The following is a 20529-nucleotide window of genomic DNA, read 5'->3' as shown; positions in this document are numbered from 1 at the left end:
GACCAAATGAAGAACCTTTCGGCCCAAGCGCAGACCAGCGAGCAAATCAGCGAGTCTTCCTCCGCCCTCGACCTGCGTCCGCAGGCGCAAGGCATGTATGACCCGACCAACGAGCATGACGCCTGCGGCGTCGGCATGGTCGCGCACATCAAGGGCAAGAAGTCCCACGAGATCATTTCCCAGGGCCTGAAGATCCTGGAGAACCTGGACCACCGGGGTGCCGTCGGCGCGGACGCGCTGATGGGCGACGGTGCTGGTATCCTGATCCAGATTCCGGACCAGTTCTACCGCGAGGAAATGGCCGCGCAGGGCGTGAGCCTGCCGCCCGCCGGCGAATACGGCGTCGGCATGATCTTCCTGCCGAAGGAGCACGCTTCGCGCCTGGCCTGCGAGCAGGAACTGGAACGCACGGTCCGCCTGGAAGGCCAGGTCGTGCTGGGTTGGCGCGACGTGCCGGTCGACGCCCGCATGCCGATGTCGCCGACGGTGCGCAAGACCGAACCGGTGATCCGCCAGATCTTCATCGGTCGCGGCCGCGATATCATGACCACGGACGCGCTGGAACGTAAGCTCTACGTCATCCGCAAGACCGCCAGCCACGCCATCCAGGCGCTCAAGCTCAAGCACGGCAAGGAATACTTCGTGCCGTCGATGTCGGCCCGTACCGTGGTGTACAAGGGCCTGCTGCTGGCCAACCAGGTCGGCGAGTACTACCTGGACCTGCAGGACCAGCGCGCCGTGTCGGCACTGGCCCTGGTGCACCAGCGCTTCTCGACCAACACCTTCCCGGCCTGGGAACTGGCCCACCCGTACCGCATGGTCGCCCACAACGGCGAAATCAACACGGTCAAGGGCAACGTCAACTGGATCAACGCGCGTACCGGCGCGATCTCGTCGCCGGTGCTGGGCGACGACCTGCCCAAGCTGTGGCCGCTGATCTACCCGGGCCAGTCCGATACGGCATCGTTCGACAACTGCCTCGAACTGCTGACGATGGCCGGCTACCCGCTCGTCCACGCGATGATGATGATGATCCCGGAAGCCTGGGAACAGCACACGCTGATGGACGACAACCGTCGCGCCTTCTACGAGTACCACGCCGCCATGATGGAGCCGTGGGACGGCCCCGCCGCGATCTGCTTCACCGATGGCCGCCAGATCGGCGCCACGCTGGACCGCAACGGCCTGCGCCCGGCACGTTTCTACGTGACCGAGGACGACGTCGTGGTGCTGGCCTCGGAAGCCGGCGTGCTGCCGTTCCCCGAGTCGCGCATCGTTGAGAAGTGGCGCCTGCAGCCGGGCAAGATGTTCCTGATCGACATGGAGCAGGGCCGCATCATCGACGACAAGGAGCTCAAGGACAACCTGGCCAACGCCAAGCCGTACAAGAGCTGGATCGACGCCGTTCGCATCAAGCTGGACGAGATCGACGCCAAGCCCGAAGACGTCGCCGCCGAGAAGAAGCCGGTGGCCAAGCTGCTGGACCGCCAGCAGGCCTTCGGCTACACCCAGGAAGACGTCAAGTTCCTGATGGCGCCGATGGCGCTGGCCGGCGAAGAAGCCACCGGCTCGATGGGCAACGACTCGCCGCTGGCGATCCTGTCGTCCAAGAACAAGACGCTGTACCACTATTTCAAGCAGCTGTTCGCCCAGGTGACCAACCCGCCGATCGACCCGATCCGCGAGAACATGGTGATGTCGCTGGTGTCGTTCATCGGCCCGAAGCCGAACCTGCTCGAGCTGAACAACATCAACCCGCCGATGCGCCTCGAAGTGTCCCAGCCCGTGCTGGACTTCAAGGACATCGCCAAGATCCGCAACATCGAGCACTACACCGGCGGCAAGTTCCGTTCGTATGAACTGAACATCTGCTACCCGACCGCGTGGGGCAAGGAAGGCATCGAAGCGCGCCTGGCCTCGCTGTGCGCCGAAGCCGTGGATGCGGTGCGCTCGGGCTACAACATCCTGATCGTGACCGACCGCCCGGTGGATGCCGACCATGTCGCCATCCCGGCTCTGCTGGCCACGTCCGCGATCCACCACCACCTGGTGGAGAAGGGCCTGCGCACGTCGACCGGCCTGGTGGTCGAGACCGGCACCGCGCGCGAAGTGCACCACTTCGCGTTGCTGGCCGGCTACGGCGCCGAAGCCGTGCACCCGTACCTGGCGATGGAAACCCTGGCCGACATGGCCAGCGGCCTGTCGGGCGACCTGTCGCCGGAAAAGGCGGTCAAGAACTTCGTCAAGGCGGTCGGCAAGGGCCTGTTCAAGGTAATGTCCAAGATGGGCATCTCGACCTACATGTCGTACACCGGCGCGCAGATCTTCGAAGCCATCGGCCTGTCGCGCGAACTGGTGCAGAAGTACTTCCACGGCACGCCGTCGAACGTCGAGGGCATCGGCATCTTCGAAGTGGCCGAGGAAGCGCTGCGCCTGCACACCGACGCCTTCGGCAACAGCCCGGTGCTGGAAAACATGCTGGACGCCGGCGGCGAGTACGCCTTCCGCATCCGTGGCGAAGAGCACATGTGGACCCCGGACTCGATCGCCAAGCTGCAGCACTCGGTGCGCGCCGACGACGGCAAGGGCGCGTACCAGACGTACAAGGAATACGCCAACATCATCAACGACCAGAGCAAGCGCCACATGACGCTGCGCGGTCTGTTCGAGTTCAGGGTCGACCCGGCCAAGGCGATTCCGCTGGAAGAAGTCGAGCCTGCCAAGGAAATCGTGCGGCGCTTTGCCACCGGCGCGATGTCGCTCGGCTCGATCTCGACCGAAGCCCATGCCACGCTGGCCGTGGCGATGAACCGCATCGGCGGCAAGTCGAACACCGGCGAAGGCGGCGAAGACGAGAAGCGCTATCGCAATGAACTGCGCGGCATTCCCATCAAGCAGGGCGACAGCCTGAAGAGCCTGCTGGGCGACGTGGTCGAGGCCGACCTGCCGCTGCAGGACGGCGACTCCCTGCGCTCGAAGATCAAGCAGGTGGCGTCTGGCCGTTTCGGCGTGACCGCCGAATACCTGGCTTCCGCCGACCAGATCCAGATCAAGATGGCGCAGGGCGCCAAGCCGGGCGAAGGCGGCCAGCTGCCGGGCCACAAGGTCTCGGACTACATCGGCAAGCTGCGTTACTCGGTGCCGGGCGTGGGCCTGATCTCGCCGCCCCCGCACCACGACATCTACTCGATCGAGGATCTGGCACAGCTCATTCACGACCTGAAGAACGTCAACCCGTCGTCGGATATCTCGGTCAAGCTGGTGTCCGAAGTGGGCGTCGGCACGGTGGCCGCTGGTGTGTCGAAGGCCAAGGCCGACCACGTCGTGATCGCTGGCCATGATGGCGGCACCGGCGCCTCGCCGTGGTCGTCGATCAAGCACGCCGGCACGCCGTGGGAGCTGGGCCTGGCCGAAACGCAGCAGACGCTGCTGCTCAACGGCCTGCGCAACCGCATCCGCGTGCAGGCCGACGGCCAGATGAAGACCGGCCGCGACGTCGTCATCGGCGCGCTGCTGGGCGCCGACGAATTCGGCTTCGCCACGGCACCGCTGGTCGCCGAGGGCTGCATCATGATGCGCAAGTGCCACCTGAACACCTGCCCGGTGGGTGTGGCCACGCAGGATCCGCAGCTGCGCAAGAAGTTCCAGGGCAAGCCGGAACACGTGGTGAACTTCTTCTTCTTTGTTGCCGAAGAAGCCCGCGAGATCATGGCCCAGCTGGGCATCCGCACCTTCGACGAGCTGATCGGCCGCGCCGACCTGCTCGACACCAAGCCAGGCATCGAACACTGGAAGGCACGCGGCCTGGACTTCAGCCGCATCTTCCACCAGGTGTCGCTGGGCGCGGACGTGCCGCTGTACCACACCGACGTGCAGGATCACGGCCTGTCGCAGGAAGCCGGCAAGGCGCTGGACCACGTGCTGATCGCCAAGGCCCGCCCGGCGATCGAGAAGGGCGAGCGCGTGTCGTTCATCCAGCCGGTCAAGAACGTCAACCGCACCGTCGGCGCGATGCTGTCCGGCGTGGTCGCCAAGCAGCACGGCCACGAAGGCCTGCCCGACGACACCATCCACATCCAGCTGCAAGGCACCGCCGGCCAGTCGTTCGGCGCGTTCCTGGCGCACGGCATCACGCTGGACCTGGTGGGCGACGGCAACGACTATGTCGGCAAGGGCCTGTCGGGCGGCCGCGTGATCGTGCGTGCCCCGCACGAGTTCCGCGGCGACCCGACCCGCAACATCATCGTCGGCAACACCGTGCTGTACGGTGCCATTGCCGGTGAAGCGTTCTTCAACGGCGTGGCCGGCGAGCGCTTCGCGGTGCGCAACTCCGGCGCCGTGGCAGTGGTGGAAGGCACCGGCGACCACGGTTGCGAGTACATGACCGGCGGCACGGTGGTGGTGCTGGGCGGCACCGGCCGCAACTTCGCGGCCGGCATGTCGGGCGGCGTGGCCTACGTCTATGACGAGGACGGCCTGTTCGACAAGCGCTGCAACACCTCGATGGTGGCGCTGGAAGCCGTGCTGGCCTCGGCCGACCAGGAGAAGGGCCAGCCCCAGGCCTCGTGGCACAAGGTCGACGGCAAGCGCGTGCTGGATGAAGCCATCCTGCGCAACCTGATCGAGCAGCACTTCCGCTACACCGGTTCCGAGCGCGCCAAGGCGCTGCTGGCTGACTGGACCACGGCACGCCGCAAGTTCGTCAAGGTCTTCCCGACCGAGTACAAGCGCGCGCTGGGCGAGATGTACGCCAAGGAACAGGCAGCCCGCGACAGCGACCGCGAAGCCATCGCGGCCTGAGCGCAGCAGCAAACCAACGTAGCGACGGGTCGCGGCAAGCCGCGGCGGCCCTGACAAGATACTGACCCCACCGCAGGGCCGGCGAAGCCGCCGGTCCCGCGCAGCATGACCAAGGACGCAACATGGGTAAGGCGACTGGCTTTCTCGAATTTCCGCGCCAGAATGAGGGCTACGAACCGGTAGTCAAGCGCGTGAAGCACTACAAGGAATTCGTGTTCGCGCTGTCCGACAGCGAAGCGAAGCTCCAGGGTGCGCGCTGCATGGACTGCGGCATCCCGTTCTGCAACAACGGCTGCCCGGTCAACAACATCATCCCCGACTTCAACGACCTGGTGTACCGCCAGGACTGGAAGTCGGCGATCGAGGTGCTGCACCAGACCAACAACTTCCCCGAGTTCACCGGCCGCATCTGCCCGGCGCCGTGCGAAGCCGCCTGCACGCTGGGCATCAACGAGCTGCCGGTGGGCATCAAGTCGATCGAGCACGCCATCATCGACAAGGCCTGGGAAGAGGGCTGGGTCAAGCCGCAGCTGCCGCGCCACAAGACCGGCAAGACCGTCGCCGTGGTCGGCTCCGGCCCCGCCGGCATGGCTGCCGCGCAGCAGCTGGCGCGTGCCGGCCATGACGTGACCGTGTTCGAGAAGAACGACCGCGTCGGCGGCCTGCTGCGCTACGGCATCCCCGACTTCAAGATGGAGAAGTCGCTGATCGACCGCCGCATGGAACAGATGCAGGCCGAAGGCGTGACCTTCCGCGCCGGCGTCATGGTGACCGACGGCGAGCTGCCGGCCGGCATCAAGAACTATGCGCGTGAAACCATCTCGGCCCAGGCCCTGATGGACCAGTTCGACGCCGTGGTGCTGGCGGGCGGCTCGGAAGTGCCGCGCGACCTGCCGGTGCCGGGCCGCGACCTGAACGGCATCCACTTCGCGCTGGAATTCCTGATCCCGCAGAACAAGGAGGTGGCCGGCGACGGCGCCAACGAGATCCGCGCCGAGGGCAAGAACGTGATCGTGATCGGCGGCGGCGATACCGGCTCCGACTGCGTGGGCACGTCCAACCGCCACGGCGCCACCTCGGTGACCCAGTTCGAACTGCTGCCGCAGCCGCCGGAAGAAGAGAACAAGCCGCTGGTGTGGCCGTACTGGCCGATCAAGCTGCGTACCTCGTCGTCGCACGATGAGGGCTGCGAGCGCGACTGGTCGGTCGCCACCAAGGAATTCATCGGCGAGAACGGCAAGGTCACCGCGCTGAAGGCCTGCCGCGTCGAATGGAAGGATGGCCGCATGCAGGAAGTGGAAGGCAGCGAGTTCATCCTGCCGGCCGACCTGGTCCTGCTGGCGATGGGCTTCACCAACCCGGTGGGCTCGATGCTGGAAGCCTTCGGCGTCGACACGGATGCGCGCAAGAACGCCAAGGCCGCCACCGAAGGCGAGCGCGCTTACCACACCAACGTGCCCAAGGTGTTCGCCGCCGGCGACGTGCGCCGTGGCCAGTCGCTGGTGGTGTGGGCGATCCGCGAAGGCCGCCAGGCCGCGCGTTCGGTCGATGCCTTCCTGATGGGGCATACCGACCTGCCGCGCTGATCCGCAGGTCACTGCCGCAGCAAAAAGCCCGCCCGGCGCAAGCCGGCGGGCTTTTTTCGTTGCGGGCGCGATGCCGTAGCCGGTTTCAGCCGGCCAGCGTCCTTTCCATGAGGATCGCAGCGGCACCATAGTCTGCCAGCTCGCCGGCGTGCCGTGCCGCGGTCTCTGCCGCTACCGGCGCGTACCCGAGCCTGCGCCACCAGGGCGCGGCCGACTGTACGGCGATCAGCCGCGAATGCTTCAGTCCGGCCGCCAGCGCAGCCGCTTGCGCTGCCGCATACAGCCGTGCCGCAAGCCCGCCGCCGCGCCCGGTGGGCGCCACGGCCATGTCGTGGACGAACCAGGTCAGTGGTGCCGGCGCCGCCGCCTGGCGCGAGCCGTCGTCGAGCAGGCCATCGAGCGGCGGCAGGCTGGTCTCGGGCCAGGCGTGGGTGAACAGGTAGGCGGCCAGGGTGCCGGGTTGGCGCGGATCGTCGGCGACCCAGCAGGTGGTGGGGGAGAGCGCCAGCCGGCTGGCTAGCGCGTCGCGGCTTTCCAGCAGCACTTCGGTATAGCAGGCGGCCTGCACGGCCAGCACGGCAGGCAGGTCGGCGGCCGCCATGGGCCGCAGGGGAAACATCGTCATCGCGCGATTATAGCCGGCGGCCCAGGCGGGGCCGCGGTGCGGCAGCATTGCGGGCATGGCGCGTTTGGCAAGGCTGGACAAGGCCTTCAGGGTTCTCCCGGCTATGGTTTACGTGCCTGTGGCCATCCGGGCGATGTACTTACAATTTTCAGAAAACAACTAACGGAAACCGCCTCGCGAATCCTTTTTCCCCAGAACCAGCTCGCCGTCCCCTCAGGGGATGGGTGGGAGGAAATTGATGACCGAAGTGCGCAATATGCCGCAACTTTGGCGAGGTAAAGTGAAGTTTGCGTCGTGGCCGTCCGCATGGGCGGTGCTCCGACGCTGGCTCCAGCCTTTCCTGTGCCTGTATGCGCTGGGCTGTGCCTCGCTCGCCCTTGCCGTGCCCGCGACGCCCGCTGTAGCCGGGCCGGGACTGGTACGCAGCATGTCTTTCCCGAACCGGCCGATGCGCCTGATCGTGCCGTTCCCGGCCGGCGGGGTGGCCGACGCGGTCGCCCGCCTGCTGGCAGAGCGCCTGTCGGAGCGGCTGGGCGTGCCAATGGAGGTCGACAACCGCCCCGGCGCAGGCGGCACCACCGCGGGCGATGTCGTCGCCAAGGCCAGCTCGGACGGCCACACGTTGCTGTTCCACCAGGCCAATATGCTGATCCAGCCGGGGCTGGAGCCGGTGCCATACGACGTCGTGCGCGATTTCACCCCGGTGGCGCGGGTCGCCACCACGCCGCTGTTCCTGGTGATCGACGCCCGGCTGCCGATGCGTACGCCGGAGCAGTGGATGACCGCGGTGAAATCCAACCCGGGTTCCTACAGCTATGGCTACGGCCAGCCGGGCAGCCCTTCCCATCTGTACGCCGAGTACGCCGTGCGCGGCGTCCGCAGCGGCGTGCCGCTGGTCACCGCCAAGGGTGAGTCCGCGGTGGTGCAGGAGATGCTGGCCGGTCGCATCAGCGCCTGCTTCTGTTCGTTTGCCGCGGTACAGAGCCAGGTCCGCAGCGGCGGGCTGCGGCTGATCGGCGTGACCGGCGTGGCGCGCTCGCCGCTGGCGCCGCTGGTGCCGACGCTGCAGGAGTCGGGGCTGGATGGGTACGCGGCGGCGGCCTGGTTTGGCGTGATGGCGCCCGCCAAGACGCCGCGGGCGATCGTTGCGCGGCTGGCAGTCGAACTCGACGCGGTGATGGCCGAGCGCGAAGTGCGCTCCCGGCTCCAGGCCGCCGGGCTGACCACGCTGCGCGATTCGCCGGAGGCCTTCGCCACGGCGATCCGTTCGGAATCGATCCAGTGGCAGGTGATTCTGCGGGACGCCAGCCAAGTGCAGGAACCCTGAAGGAAAAATTTCCGCTCACAGAATCAGACGCTTTCCTATTGCATCGGTCCGCAGCGATGTGGCGCGCGACACACGGGTGCCAGCAGGGCTAGGTAGTACACCTTATAATGCGCCCCTGTCCCGACCGGTGCCAACGTGACCGATTCTGCTCAAAACCTCGTCGAACTGAATGCGGTGGATTTCGCTTATGCGGACCACGGCAAGCCCATCCTGTCCGGCCTCACCATGCAATTTCCGCGTGGCAAGGTGATTGCGGTCATGGGCGGTTCGGGGTGCGGCAAGACCACGGTGCTGCGGCTGATCGGCGGCCAGGTGCGCCCCCAGGCGGGCGCGGTTCGCTTCGACGGCACCGATATCCACCAGCTCGATACCCGCGGCCTGTACGCGGTGCGGCGCCAGATGGGCATGCTGTTCCAGTTCGGCGCGCTGTTTACCGATTTGTCGGTCTTCGACAATGTGGCCTTTCCCCTGCGCGAGCATACCGACCTGCCGGACTCGATGATCCGCGACCTGGTGCTGATGAAGCTGAACGCGGTCGGCCTGCGCGGTGCGCGCGACCTGATGCCGTCGCAGATCTCGGGCGGCATGGCGCGGCGCGTGGCGCTGGCGCGCGCGATCGCGCTCGATCCCGCGCTGCTGATGTATGACGAGCCCTTCGCTGGCCTCGACCCGATCTCGCTCGGCCTGACCGCCCGCCTGATCCGCAGCCTGAACGACGCGCTCGGCGCGACCACGATCATCGTCTCGCACGACGTGCACGAGACCTTCCAGATCGCCGACTACGTGTATTTCATTGCCGACGGGCGCATCGCCGCGCAGGGCGAGCCCGAGGCACTGCGAGCCTCCAACGATCCGTTCGTGCACCAGTTCGTCCACGCCGAGGCCGACGGCCCGGTGCCGTTCCATTACCCGGGGCCGTCGCTGGCTGAGGACTTTGCCGGGAGGGCGCGGTGATCGGTTTCTTTACCACCATCGGCGCGGCCGTGCGCCGCAACGTGACGGGCCTGGGCCATGCCACCCGCATGTTCCTTACCGTGCTGGGCCTGTCACCGGCATTGCTGCGCCGTTTCCGCCTGGTGACCGACCAGGTTTTCTTTGTCGGCAACCTGTCGCTGGTAATCATCGCCGTGTCGGGCCTGTTCGTCGGCTTCGTGCTCGGCCTGCAGGGCTACTACACGCTGAACCGCTACGGCTCCGAGCAGGCGCTGGGTCTGCTGGTGGCGCTGTCGCTGGTGCGCGAACTGGGGCCGGTGGTGACCGCGCTGCTGTTTGCGGGGCGCGCCGGCACCTCGCTGACTGCCGAGATCGGCCTGATGAAGGCGGGCGAGCAACTGACCGCGATGGAAATGATGGCGGTGAACCCGCTGCAGCGCGTGGTCGCGCCGCGCTTCTGGGCGGGCGTGATTGCCATGCCGGTGCTGGCGGCGATTTTCAGCGCGGTGGGCATCCTGGGCGGCTACGTGGTCGGCGTGCAGCTGATCGGCGTCGACGCCGGTGCCTTCTGGTCGCAGATGCAGGGCGGCGTCGACGTGCGCGCCGACGTGCTCAATGGCGTGATCAAGAGCTTTATTTTTGGCATTGCCGTGACGTTCATTGCCTTGTACCAGGGCTTCGAGGCCAAGCCGACGCCCGAGGGCGTCTCGCGCGCGACCACCCGCACCGTGGTGATCGCGTCGCTGGCGGTGCTGGGGCTGGATTTCCTGCTGACCGCGCTGATGTTCAGCAACTGACGGCTGGCAGCCGGCGCGGACCATTCTGACTGCAACACAGCGACAAGACACTACGGGGTTGAAGAAAGAGATTCCAATGAGAAAGAACACACTCGATTTCTGGGTGGGGCTGTTCGTGGCGGCGGGGTTCGTCGCCCTGCTGTTCCTGGCCCTCAAGGCCGGCAACATGAGCGCCTTCACCTTCCAGGAAACCTACGCTGTGCAGGCCCGCTTCGACAATATCGGCGGACTCAAGCCGCGTGCGCCGGTCAAGAGCGCCGGCGTGGTGGTCGGCCGCGTTGCCGCGATCCGCTTCGACGACAAGACCTACCAGGCCACCGTCGAGATGAGCCTGGAGAAGCGCTACCAGTTTCCCAAGGACACCTCGGCCAAGATCCTGACCTCGGGCCTGCTGGGCGAGCAGTACATCGGCCTGGAGGCCGGCGGCGACACCGCGATGCTGGCCGATGGCGCCCGCATCACCATGACGCAGTCCGCGGTGGTGCTGGAAAACCTGATCGGCCAGTTCCTGTACAACAAGGCGGCGGATGCCGGTGCCAGCGGCTCGCCCGCGGCCGGCGCCAGCGCGCCGGCGCTGGGCGGGGATGCCAAATGAGTGCTGTTCCCCCCGGCAAGCCGGGCCGCGCCGCGCGCCGCCCGGCGGCTGGCCTGATGGCCGCCGCCGCCGCGTTGCTCGCCGGCTGTGCCACGGGCCCTACGGCCAACCCGAAGGATCCTCTGGAGCCCTTTAACCGCGAAGTCTCGAAGATCAACGAAGACTTCGACAAGGGCATCCTGCGCCCGGTGGCCGAGGTCTACGCCGACTACATGCCGACGCCGGTGCAGCGCGCGGTGGAGAATTTCTTCTCCAACGTCAGCGATGTCTATTCGGCGGTGAACAACCTGCTGCAGGGCAAGCCCACGCGCGCGGCGGAAGACTCCATGCGCGTGGCGATGAACAGCGTGCTGGGCCTGGGTGGCCTGATCGACATCGCCACGCCTGCAGGCCTGCCCAAGTACAAGGAAGACTTCGGCCAGACGCTGGGTGTGTGGGGCGTGCCGCCGGGCCCGTACCTGGTGCTGCCACTGTTCGGGCCGAGCTCGGTGCGCGACACGGGAGGCATGCTGGTCGACCGCCAGTTCGACCCGTCGGCTTATCTCGACCCGGTATCGCTGCGCAATTCGCTGGTCGGCGTACGCATCGTGGCGGGCCGCGCGCAGCTGCTGGGCGCCAGCAACCTGCTGGAGCAGGCGGCGCTGGACAAGTACTCGTTCCTGCGCGACTCCTACCTGCAGCGCCGTCAGTACCTGGTTTACGACGGCAATCCGCCGGACGCCGAAGCCGACAGCGATGAGGCTGCTCCCGCGGCTCCGGATGCGAGCGAAGGCGGCAAACCAGAGGCGCCGGCGGTACCGCAAACGCCAGCCCAGCCGGCGCCGGCGGCCCAGCCCGCTGACGCCTCCGCCCCTGCGGCCGCGCCGCCCGCCGACGCCTCCACGCCCGCGGCGACGCCGCCCAAAGGCGACATCCAGCCGGAAGGCCAGAGCCTGCCGGTGCCACCGGTGGAGCCGATGCAGCGTATCGTCCCGGGCGTGATCCGGATTCGCTGACCGCCTTTGTGGTCTTTGTGGCACTAGTCCCGACGGGCTGGCGCCAGGCTGTGAATGCCCTGTCAGGGCTGAAACAATTTGTTTGGAAGTGGCGGGGAGGGCGCTGGCCGGTGCAACCCGGGGCCCGCGCTTATGTTCCAATCACCGCAAGGCCGCTGCCGCCCGGCGGCGCTCGTCCGGTGGACCTCGCCGGCAAACGTCTTTGAGAAAGAAGGAAAAAATCCATGATTAAGCGACTGTTGGTCCCCTTCCTTACGGTAGTAGCCTTCGCCGGCGCTGCCCACGCGCAGGTGTCGGGCACGGACGCGGCCACTCCGGACGGGCTGGTCAAGGCCGTGGTCAGCGACGTGATGACGACCGTCAAGTCCGACAAGGACATGCAGGGCGGCAATATCGCCAAGATCACCGCGCTGGTCGAGCAGAAGATCATCCCGAACGCCAACTTCCAGAAGACCACGCAAATCGCGATGGGCCGCAACTGGTCGAAGGCGACCCCGGAGCAGCAGCAGCAGATCACCGAGGAGTTCAAGACCCTGCTGATCCGCACTTACGCCGGCGCCATCGCCCAGATCCGCGACCAGGCCGTGCAGTACCGCCCGTACCGCGGTACGCCTGAGGACACCGATGCCACCATCCGCACCCAGGTCATCAACAAGGGCGAGCCGATCCAGATGGACTACCGCCTGGAGAAGACCGCGAACGGCTGGAAGGTCTATGACATCAACGTGCTGGGCGCGTGGCTGACCGAGGCCTACAAGGGCAGCTTCAACACCATCGTCGGCCAGCAGGGCGTCGAGGGCGTGATCAAGACGCTGCAGGACCGCAACCGCCAGCTGGCCAACGCCAAGAGCTAAGCCGCGGCGAGCGCGCGCCGCTGCAATGCAGCACGGCGCGCCGATCTTGCACTACAATGACCGTTCGCGGCACTGGCTCCCGCCTCAGCGCGGGAGCTTTTGTTTGCACCGCATTGCCAATCACGCCGATCACGCTTCCTGACGCCACCATGCTTTCGCTGGGCACCTCGCTGACCAACCAGAACGCCGCCGCCGTGCTGCGCGACGGGCTGGCGCGCGTGGGCCAGGGCGGGGTGCAGGGCAAGGTGCAGGTCGACTGCACGGGCCTGGCGCAGGTGGATTCCTCCGCGGTTGCCGTGCTGCTGGCATGGCATCGTGCCGCGGCCGCGCGCAACCTGGCGTTGGCGCTGCGCGGGGTGCCGGCGCAACTGTCGCAGCTGGCCAACCTGTATGGCGTCGACAGCCTGCTGGGCCTGGCGACCAGCGCCGAGCCGCTTTCCCGCCCGGGCCACCACCACCGACATTGATCCGGCATCGCCGGACGCAGCGATTGCGGCCGACCGCGATGCCCCGGCGACGGCCTGACGCTGTCGCCGCGCCCAGCGGGCGGATCCGGTGGGGATCAAGCGGGACCCACCCCGCATCCCCTATAATTCCGGGTTGTTCGCCCTTCCCCCCGCCTGATTCCGGTGTATGCCAAGCCGGCCCAGGAAATCCGGGCACGCAGCAGCTCCCCATTTCAGGCGGCTGGCCTCCCAAAAGGGCTGGACACGCCACAGACAATCGGCCATGAAAGCCATTGAAATCCACGACGTTCGCAAGCGCTACCGCAACCTGCAGGCGCTCAAGGGCGTCAGCTTCACCGTTGAACGCGGCGAATTCTTCGGCCTGCTCGGGCCGAACGGCGCCGGCAAGACCACGCTGATCTCGATCCTCGCCGGCCTGAACCGCGCCGACTCCGGCCGCGTCCGTGTGCTGGGCCACGATGTCGTGTCCGACTACCGGATGGCGCGGCGTATGCTTGGCGTGGTGCCGCAGGAACTGGTATTCGACCCGTTTTTCACGGTGCGCGAGACACTGAGGCTGCAGTCCGGCTATTTCGGCCTGACCCGCAACGACGACTGGATCGACGAGATCATGGCCAACCTGGACCTGACCAGCAAGGCCGATTCCAACATGCGCCAGTTGTCCGGGGGGATGAAGCGCCGCGTGCTGGTGGCCCAGGCGCTGGTGCACCGCCCGCCCGTGATCGTGCTGGACGAGCCCACCGCCGGCGTCGATGTCGAGCTGCGCCAGACGCTGTGGAAGTTCATCTCGCGCCTGAACCGGGAAGGCCACACCATCATCCTGACCACGCATTACCTCGAAGAGGCCGAGGCGCTGTGCGACCGCATCGCCATGCTCAAGTTCGGCGAAGTGGTGGCGCTGGACCGCACCAGCAACCTGCTGACGCAGTTCGCCGGGCTGCAGCTGGTGCTGACCTTCGCGCACGGCAGCCTGCCGTCGGCGCTGGAGCCGTTGCGCATGCCGGCCAACCCGGGCGAGCGTGCGGTGCGGCTGCGGCTGTCGGGCTACCAGGCGGTCGAGCCGATCCTGGCCGCCTGCCGCGAAGCGGGCTGTGACATCGAAGACATGGAAATCAACAAGGCCGACCTCGAAGACGTGTTTGTCCAGATCATGCGCCGCGAGGGCCACATGCCGGGCGCGCTGCCCGACCCCGCCATGGAGGCCGCGGCATGAAGCAGCCTGGCGAAATCGAACTGGTGGAAGACGCCCGCCTGGGCCCGATGGCCGTTGGCGGCCTGGTCGGCTTCCGGACCCTGCTGTACAAGGAAGTGCTGCGCTTCTGGAAGGTCAGCTTCCAGACCGTGGCCGCGCCGGTGCTGACCGCGGTGCTGTACCTGCTGATCTTCGGCCATGTGCTGGAAGACCGCGTCAAGGTCTACGACCAGATCAGCTACACCGCCTTCCTGGTGCCCGGCCTGGTGATGATGAGCGTGCTGCAGAACGCCTTCGCCAACAGCTCGTCGTCGCTGATCCAGTCCAAGATCACCGGCAACCTGGTGTTCGTGCTGCTGCCGCCGCTGTCGCACTGGGAGATGTTCGGTGCCTATGTGCTGGCCTCGGTGATCCGCGGGCTGACCGTGGGCCTGGGCGTGCTGCTGGTGACGGCGTGGTTTGCCAACCTGCATTTCGCCAGCATCGGCTGGATCGTGGTGTTCGCGCTGCTGGGCGCGGGCATTCTCGGCACGCTGGGCCTGATCGCCGGCATCTGGGCCGAGAAGTTCGACCAGCTCGCCGCGTTCCAGAATTTCCTGATCATGCCGGCCACCTTCCTGTCCGGCGTGTTCTATTCGATCCATTCGCTGCCGGCCTTCTGGCAGGCGGTGTCCCATGCCAATCCGTTCTTCTACATGATCGACGGCTTCCGCCATGGCTTCTTCGGCGTCTCGGACGTGTCGCCGCTGTTCAGCCTGGCGGTGGTGGGATCGGCCTTCGTGGTGCTGGCGGCGCTGGCGCTGCGGCTGCTGAAGTCCGGATACAAGCTGCGCCACTGAGCGCGGCCGCACTGACACCGCGCACTTACTGAATACGCTGAAGAGAACTCCATGCTGCCTACACCGGAACAAGTCAGGGAATACATTGCCCAAGGATTGCCCTGCGAACATCTGGAAGTCGAGGGCGACGGCCAGCACTTCTTTGCCACCATCGTCAGTACCGAGTTTGAAGGCAAGCGGCTGATCCAGCGCCACCAGCGTGTCTATGCCGCGCTGGGCGACCGCATGCGCGCCGAGATCCATGCGCTGTCGATGAAGACGCTGACGCCCGCCGAGTGGCAGGCAGGCGAGGGCAAGTAAGCCGGCCGTGCCGCACCGCGCTGCATGCGCGGTCCGAGAACAATGACTCCGGGCGCAGGCCCGGCCAGAACCGACACAACATGGACAAATTCCAGATCCAGGGCAACGGTCCGCTACGGGGTGAAGTCCGCGTTTCGGGCGCCAAGAATGCCGCGCTGCCGATCCTGTGCGCGGGCTTGCTCACGGCCGATACCGTCTCGCTGGATAACGTGCCCGACCTGCAGGATGTGCGCACCACGCTCAAGCTGCTGCGCCTGATGGGCATGCGTGCCGAACAGGATGGCGCCACCGTCGCGCTCAACGGGGCCGACGTCAACTCGCTCGAGGCGCCGTACGAGCTGGTCAAGACCATGCGCGCGTCGATCCTGGTGCTGGGTCCGCTGGTGGCGCGCTTCGGCGAGGCCCGGGTTTCGCTGCCCGGCGGCTGCGGCATCGGCGCCCGGCCGGTCGACCAGCACATCAAGGGCCTGCAGGCGATGGGCGCCGAGATCAGCATCGAGCATGGCTTTATCCATGCCCGCGCCCGGCGCCTGAAGGGCGCGCGCGTGGTCACCGACATGATCACCGTGACCGGCACCGAAAACCTGCTGATGGCCGCCACGCTGGCCGAAGGCGAGACCGTGCTGGAAAACGCCGCGCGCGAGCCCGAAGTCAGCGACCTGGCGCACCTGCTGGTCAGGATGGGCGCGAAGATCGACGGCATCGGCACCGACCGGCTGGTGGTGCAGGGCGTCGACAAGTTGCACGGCGCGCGCCACAGCGTGATCGCCGACCGCATCGAGGCCGGCACCTTCCTGTGCGCCGCGGCCGCGACGCTGGGCGAACTGGTGCTGCGCGACGTGCGCCCGGACCTGCTCGACACCGTGCTCGACAAGCTGCGCGAAGCCGGCGCCCGCATCGAGACCGGTGCCGACTGGATCCGTTTGGCGATGCCGCGCCGCGCCAGGGCGGTGAGCTTCCGCACCTCGGAATATCCCGCCTTCCCGACCGACATGCAGGCCCAGTTCATGGCGCTGAATGCCGTGGCCGAAGGCACCGCGCGCGTGACCGAGACCATCTTCGAGAACCGGTTCATGCACGTGCAGGAACTGAACCGCCTCGGCGCCGACATCGTCGTCGAAGGCAACACCGCGGTGGTCAACGGCGTGCCGCGCCTGTCCGGTGCCAGCGTGATGGCGACCGACTTGCGCGCCTCCGCCAGCCTGGTCATCGCCGGCCTGGTCGCCGAGGGCGACACCGTGATCGACCGTATCTATCACCTGGACCGCGGCTACGACCGCATGGAAGACAAGCTGTCTGCAGTGGGCGCCAAGATCCGCCGCATTGCCTGAGCACGAGGACTGACGCCGATGAGCCCCACATTCAACGCTTCGCCCAACCAGCTGACGCTGGCGCTGTCCAAGGGCCGCATCTTTACCGAAACGCTGCCGCTGCTCGAAGCCGCCGGCATCCAGGTGACCGAGGATCCCGAGACCTCGCGCAAGCTGATCCTGCCGACCTCGGACCCCGCCGTGCGCGTGGTGATCGTGCGCGCCTCGGATGTACCGACCTACGTGCAGTATGGCGCCGCCGACTTCGGCGTGGCCGGCAAGGACGTGCTGATGGAACATGGCATGGCCGGCCTGTATGCGCCGATCGACCTCAACATCGCCCGCTGCCGCATGTCGGTGGCGGTGCCGGCCGGGTTTGACTACGCCAGCGCGGTGCGCCAGGGCGCGCGCCTGGCGGTGGCCACCAAATACGTGCAGACCGCGCGCGAGCATTTTGCGAAAAAGGGCGTTCACGTCGACCTGATCAAGCTGTACGGTTCGATGGAGCTGGGCCCGCTGGTGGGGCTGTCCGATGCCATCGTCGACCTGGTCAGCACCGGCAGCACGCTGCGCGCCAACAACCTGGTCGAAGTGGAAGAGATCGTGCAAATTTCGTCGCGGCTGGTGGTGAACCAGGCCGCGCTCAAACTCAAGCGCGAGCGGCTGGCGCCGATCCTCGACGCATTCGAACGCGCTTCGGCGGCGCTGGTGTAAGGCCACATCGGGCCACACCAGGCCGGTGCCGACTGAGAAGGAAAAGAAGTCATGAACGCAACCGTATCCGAAATGGAAAACCTGCCGATCCGCCGGCTTGATTCCAGCGAGCCGGGCTTTGCCGAGGCACTGCGCCAGGTGCTGGCCTTCGAGGCTGGCGAGGACGAGGCCATCGACCGCGCCGCGGCACAGATCCTGGCCGACGTGAAGGCGCGCGGCGACGCCGCGGTACTGGAGTACACGCAACGCTTCGACCGCATGGCCGCGCCTTCGATCGCGGCGCTCGAACTGTCGCAAACCGAGCTCGAAGCCGCGCTCGAGGACCTCGAGCCCAAGCGCCGCGCCGCGCTGGAAGCAGCCGCCGCGCGCGTGCGCGCCTACCACGAGAAGCAGAAGATCGAGTGCGGCAGCCACAGCTGGGAGTACACCGAGGCCGACGGCACCATGCTGGGCCAGAAGGTGACGCCGCTGGACCGCGTCGGCATCTACGTGCCGGGCGGCAAGGCCGCCTACCCATCGTCGGTGCTGATGAACGCGATCCCGGCGCGCGTGGCCGGCGTGAAGGAAATCATCATGGTCGTGCCCACGCCCGGCGGCGTGCGCAACGAGCTGGTGCTGGCTGCCGCGCAGATCGCCGGGGTCGATCGCGTCTTCACCATCGGCGGCGCGCAGGCCGTGGGCGCGCTGGCCTACGGCACCGCTACGCTGCCGCAGGTCGACAAGATCGTCGGCCCGGGCAATGCCTACGTGGCTGCCGCCAAGCGCCGCGTGTTCGGCACCGTCGGCATTGACATGATCGCAGGGCCGTCCGAGATCCTGGTGATCTGCGACGGCACCACCGACCCCGACTGGGTGGCGATGGACCTGTTCTCGCAGGCCGAACACGACGAACTGGCGCAGTCGATCCTGCTGTGCCCGGACGCCGAGTACATCGCCCGCGTCGAGGCCAGCATCCAGCGCCAGCTGCCGACCATGCCGCGTCGCGAAGTGATCGCCGCGTCGATCTCGGGCCGTGGAGCGCTGGTCAAGGTGCGCGACATGGAGGAAGCCTGCGAGATCGCCAACGCGATCGCGCCGGAGCACCTGGAGATTTCCGCCGAAAACCCGCGCCAGTGGAGCGAGAAGATCCGCCACGCCGGCGCCATCTTCCTCGGCCGCTATACCAGCGAGTCGCTGGGCGATTACTGCGCTGGCCCCAACCACGTGCTGCCGACCTCGCGCACCGCGCGCTTCTCGTCGCCGCTGGGCGTCTATGACTTCCTGAAGCGCTCCAGCCTGATCGAGGTGAGCGAGGGCGGGGCGCAGATGCTGGGCCAGATCGCCGCCGAGCTGGCGTATGGCGAAGGCCTGCAGGCCCACGCGCGCAGCGCGGAATACCGTTTCAAGCGCAGTTGATTTCCTGAACCAACGCAGTCAAACCTGGAGTTCCCATGTCAGCCGTAGAGCCCTCCCTGATCGAACGCATCATCCGTGACGACGTGCGCGCCATGGGCGCCTATCACGTGCCGGATTCGCACGGTCTGGTCAAGCTCGACGCGATGGAGAACCCGTACCGCCTGCCGCCCGAACTGCGCCAGCAACTGGCCGCGCGGCTGGGCGAGGTGGCGCTGAACCGCTATCCGGTGCCCAGCAGCGAAGCGCTGCGCGCCAGGCTGAAGGATGTGATGGCCGTGCCCGCCGGCATGGACGTCCTGCTGGGCAACGGCTCGGACGAGATCATCAGCATGCTGGCGCTGGCCGCGGCCAAACCGGGCGCCAAGGTGATGGCCCCGGTGCCGGGCTTCGTCATGTACGCGATGTCTGCACAATTTGCCGGCCTCGAGTTCGTCGGCGTGCCGCTGCGCGCGGACTTCACGCTGGATCGCGAAGCCATGCTGGCGGCGATGGCCGAGCACCAGCCCGCCATCATTTACCTGGCCTATCCGAACAACCCCACCGGCAACCTGTTTGACGCCGCCGACATGGAGGCCATCCTGCGTGCCGCACAGGGCGACGTCTGCAACAGCCTGGTGGTGGTCGACGAGGCCTACCAGCCGTTCGCGCAGCACAGCTGGATGCCGCGCCTGTCGGACTTCGGCAACCTGCTGGTGATGCGAACCGTGTCCAAGCTCGGCCTGGCCGGCATCCGCCTGGGCTACCTGGCCGGTGCGCCGGAGTGGCTGGCGCAGATCGACAAGGTGCGTCCGCCATACAACGTCAATGTGCTGACCGAGGCCGCCGCGCTGTTCGCGCTCGGGCATGTGTCGGTGCTGGACGAACAGGCCGCGCAGCTGCGCGCCGAGCGCACCCGCGTGGCCGACGGCATGGCCGCGCATGCCGGCGTCACGGTGTTCCCCAGCGCCGCCAACTTCCTGCTGGCGCGCGTGCCGGATGCGGCACAGGCCTTCGACCGGCTGCTGGCGCGGAAGGTATTGATCAAGAACGTGAGTAAAATGCACCCGTTGCTGGCCAATTGTCTGCGCGTCACGGTCAGCACGCCCGAAGAAAACGCGCAGTTCCTTGAGGCATTCGCAGCGTCGCTGCAGGATTAACACCATGCGTGTTGCAGAGGTCACCCGCAATACTTCGGAAACGCAAATCCGCGTTTCCCTGAATCTCGACGGCACCGGCCGCCAGAAGCTGGCGTCGGGCGTGCCGTTCCTCGACCACATGCTCGACCAGATCGCCCGGCATGGCATGTTCGACCTGGAGGTCGAAGCCACCGGCGACACGCATATCGACGACCACCATACGGTGGAAGATGTCGGCATCACGCTCGGCCAGGCCGTCGCCAGGGCCATTGGCGACAAGAAAGGCATCACCCGCTACGGCCATAGCTACGTGCCGCTGGATGAGTGCCTGTCGCGCGTGGTGATCGATTTCTCCGGCCGCCCCGGCCTGGAGTTCCACGTGCCGTTCACGCGTGCGCGCGTGGGCAGCTTCGACGTCGACCTGACCATCGAGTTCTTCCGCGGCTTCGTCAACCATGCCGGCGTCACCCTGCATATCGACAATCTGCGCGGCATCAATGCCCACCATCAGTGCGAAACCGTGTTCAAGGCCTTTGGCCGGGCCCTGCGCATGGCGGTTGAGCTGGATCCGCGCGCGGCCAACACGATCCCGTCGACCAAGGGTACGCTCTGAGCTTCCTGAACCCGTAGGCGTGCCGGCTGGTTGCGGCGCCCGCCCACTTTTTTTTCCTGCCTGAATCCCGGC

General features: G+C 66.9%; 18 protein-coding genes. 17 read left to right on the top strand and 1 reads right to left on the bottom strand.

What is annotated here, in order from left to right; all coding sequences use genetic code 11:
- Window positions 1-6 precede the first annotated feature (6 nt).
- Window positions 7-4800, top strand: coding sequence for a glutamate synthase-related protein (locus J8I34_RS27310; RefSeq protein ID WP_209775492.1), 4794 nt, complete (start codon window positions 7-9; stop codon window positions 4798-4800).
- A 122-nt stretch (window positions 4801-4922) separates the two neighbouring features.
- Window positions 4923-6386, top strand: a complete 1464-nt coding sequence (locus J8I34_RS27305) for a glutamate synthase subunit beta (RefSeq protein WP_029047618.1) — start codon at window positions 4923-4925, stop codon at window positions 6384-6386.
- Window positions 6387-6471: 85 nt separating this feature from the next.
- Here the strand turns inward: J8I34_RS27305 and J8I34_RS27300 are convergent, their stop codons facing one another.
- Window positions 6472-7011, bottom strand: a complete 540-nt coding sequence (locus J8I34_RS27300) for a GNAT family N-acetyltransferase (protein ID WP_029047619.1) — start codon at window positions 7009-7011, stop codon at window positions 6472-6474.
- Between the two features lie 238 nt (window positions 7012-7249).
- Between J8I34_RS27300 and J8I34_RS27295 the strand changes: the two genes are divergently transcribed.
- The 15 genes from J8I34_RS27295 to hisB all read left to right on the top strand — a co-directional run bounded on the left by J8I34_RS27295 (window position 7250) and on the right by hisB (window position 20457).
- Window positions 7250-8338, top strand: coding sequence for a Bug family tripartite tricarboxylate transporter substrate binding protein (locus J8I34_RS27295; protein ID WP_029047620.1), 1089 nt, complete (start codon window positions 7250-7252; stop codon window positions 8336-8338).
- A gap of 135 nt (window positions 8339-8473) precedes the next feature.
- Entirely contained in the window at window positions 8474-9292 is an 819-nt protein-coding gene (locus J8I34_RS27290) for an ABC transporter ATP-binding protein (RefSeq protein WP_209807448.1), read from the top strand.
- Complete coding sequence (gene mlaE, locus J8I34_RS27285) at window positions 9289-10068, top strand: lipid asymmetry maintenance ABC transporter permease subunit MlaE (RefSeq protein WP_029047622.1); 780 nt, start codon at window positions 9289-9291, stop codon at window positions 10066-10068. Before J8I34_RS27290 ends, mlaE begins: the two co-directional genes overlap by 4 nt.
- A gap of 76 nt (window positions 10069-10144) precedes the next feature.
- A complete protein-coding gene (mlaD, locus tag J8I34_RS27280) occupies window positions 10145-10663 on the top strand; it encodes an outer membrane lipid asymmetry maintenance protein MlaD (RefSeq protein WP_209775494.1) in 519 nt (172 codons plus the stop codon).
- Complete coding sequence (locus J8I34_RS27275; RefSeq protein ID WP_209807447.1) at window positions 10660-11658, top strand: MlaA family lipoprotein; 999 nt, start codon at window positions 10660-10662, stop codon at window positions 11656-11658. Before mlaD ends, J8I34_RS27275 begins: the two co-directional genes overlap by 4 nt.
- 224 nt (window positions 11659-11882) lie before the next feature.
- On the top strand, window positions 11883-12512 hold the full coding sequence (locus tag J8I34_RS27270) for an MlaC/ttg2D family ABC transporter substrate-binding protein (protein WP_029047625.1): 630 nt from the start codon (window positions 11883-11885) through the stop codon (window positions 12510-12512).
- 149 nt (window positions 12513-12661) lie between these two features.
- Window positions 12662-12979: an STAS domain-containing protein gene (locus J8I34_RS27265; RefSeq protein ID WP_029047626.1), complete on the top strand. Its 318-nt coding sequence runs from the start codon at window positions 12662-12664 to the stop codon at window positions 12977-12979.
- 262 nt (window positions 12980-13241) lie between these two features.
- A complete protein-coding gene (locus J8I34_RS27260) occupies window positions 13242-14192 on the top strand; it encodes an ABC transporter ATP-binding protein (protein ID WP_029047627.1) in 951 nt (316 codons plus the stop codon).
- Window positions 14189-15010, top strand: a complete 822-nt coding sequence (locus tag J8I34_RS27255; protein ID WP_029047628.1) for an ABC transporter permease — start codon at window positions 14189-14191, stop codon at window positions 15008-15010. The genes J8I34_RS27260 and J8I34_RS27255 overlap by 4 nt, the downstream gene beginning before the upstream one ends.
- Window positions 15011-15061: 51 nt before the next feature.
- Window positions 15062-15310 (top strand): BolA family protein, encoded by a 249-nt coding sequence (locus tag J8I34_RS27250; RefSeq protein ID WP_029047629.1) that lies wholly within the window; start codon window positions 15062-15064, stop codon window positions 15308-15310.
- 80 nt (window positions 15311-15390) lie between these two features.
- On the top strand, window positions 15391-16641 hold the full coding sequence (murA, locus tag J8I34_RS27245; protein ID WP_029047630.1) for a UDP-N-acetylglucosamine 1-carboxyvinyltransferase: 1251 nt from the start codon (window positions 15391-15393) through the stop codon (window positions 16639-16641).
- 18 nt (window positions 16642-16659) lie between these two features.
- Window positions 16660-17334, top strand: coding sequence for an ATP phosphoribosyltransferase (gene hisG, locus J8I34_RS27240; RefSeq protein ID WP_029047631.1), 675 nt, complete (start codon window positions 16660-16662; stop codon window positions 17332-17334).
- Window positions 17335-17385: 51 nt separating this feature from the next.
- A complete protein-coding gene (gene hisD / locus J8I34_RS27235; protein WP_029047632.1) occupies window positions 17386-18729 on the top strand; it encodes a histidinol dehydrogenase in 1344 nt (447 codons plus the stop codon).
- A 35-nt stretch (window positions 18730-18764) separates the two neighbouring features.
- The gene (gene hisC / locus J8I34_RS27230; RefSeq protein WP_209807446.1) at window positions 18765-19865 is read left to right on the top strand and encodes a histidinol-phosphate transaminase; all 1101 of its coding nucleotides are present in this window, start codon (window positions 18765-18767) and stop codon (window positions 19863-19865) included.
- Window positions 19866-19869: 4 nt separating this feature from the next.
- A complete protein-coding gene (gene hisB / locus J8I34_RS27225) occupies window positions 19870-20457 on the top strand; it encodes an imidazoleglycerol-phosphate dehydratase HisB (protein WP_019451384.1) in 588 nt (195 codons plus the stop codon).
- Window positions 20458-20529: the final 72 nt, after the last annotated feature.

It is taken from the genome of Cupriavidus phytohabitans, assembly GCF_017815025.1.
Classification (GTDB): domain Bacteria; phylum Pseudomonadota; class Gammaproteobacteria; order Burkholderiales; family Burkholderiaceae; genus Cupriavidus.
The sequence above is the reverse complement of the archived record's forward strand: the minus strand, read 5'-3'. Positions and strand labels throughout refer to the sequence as shown.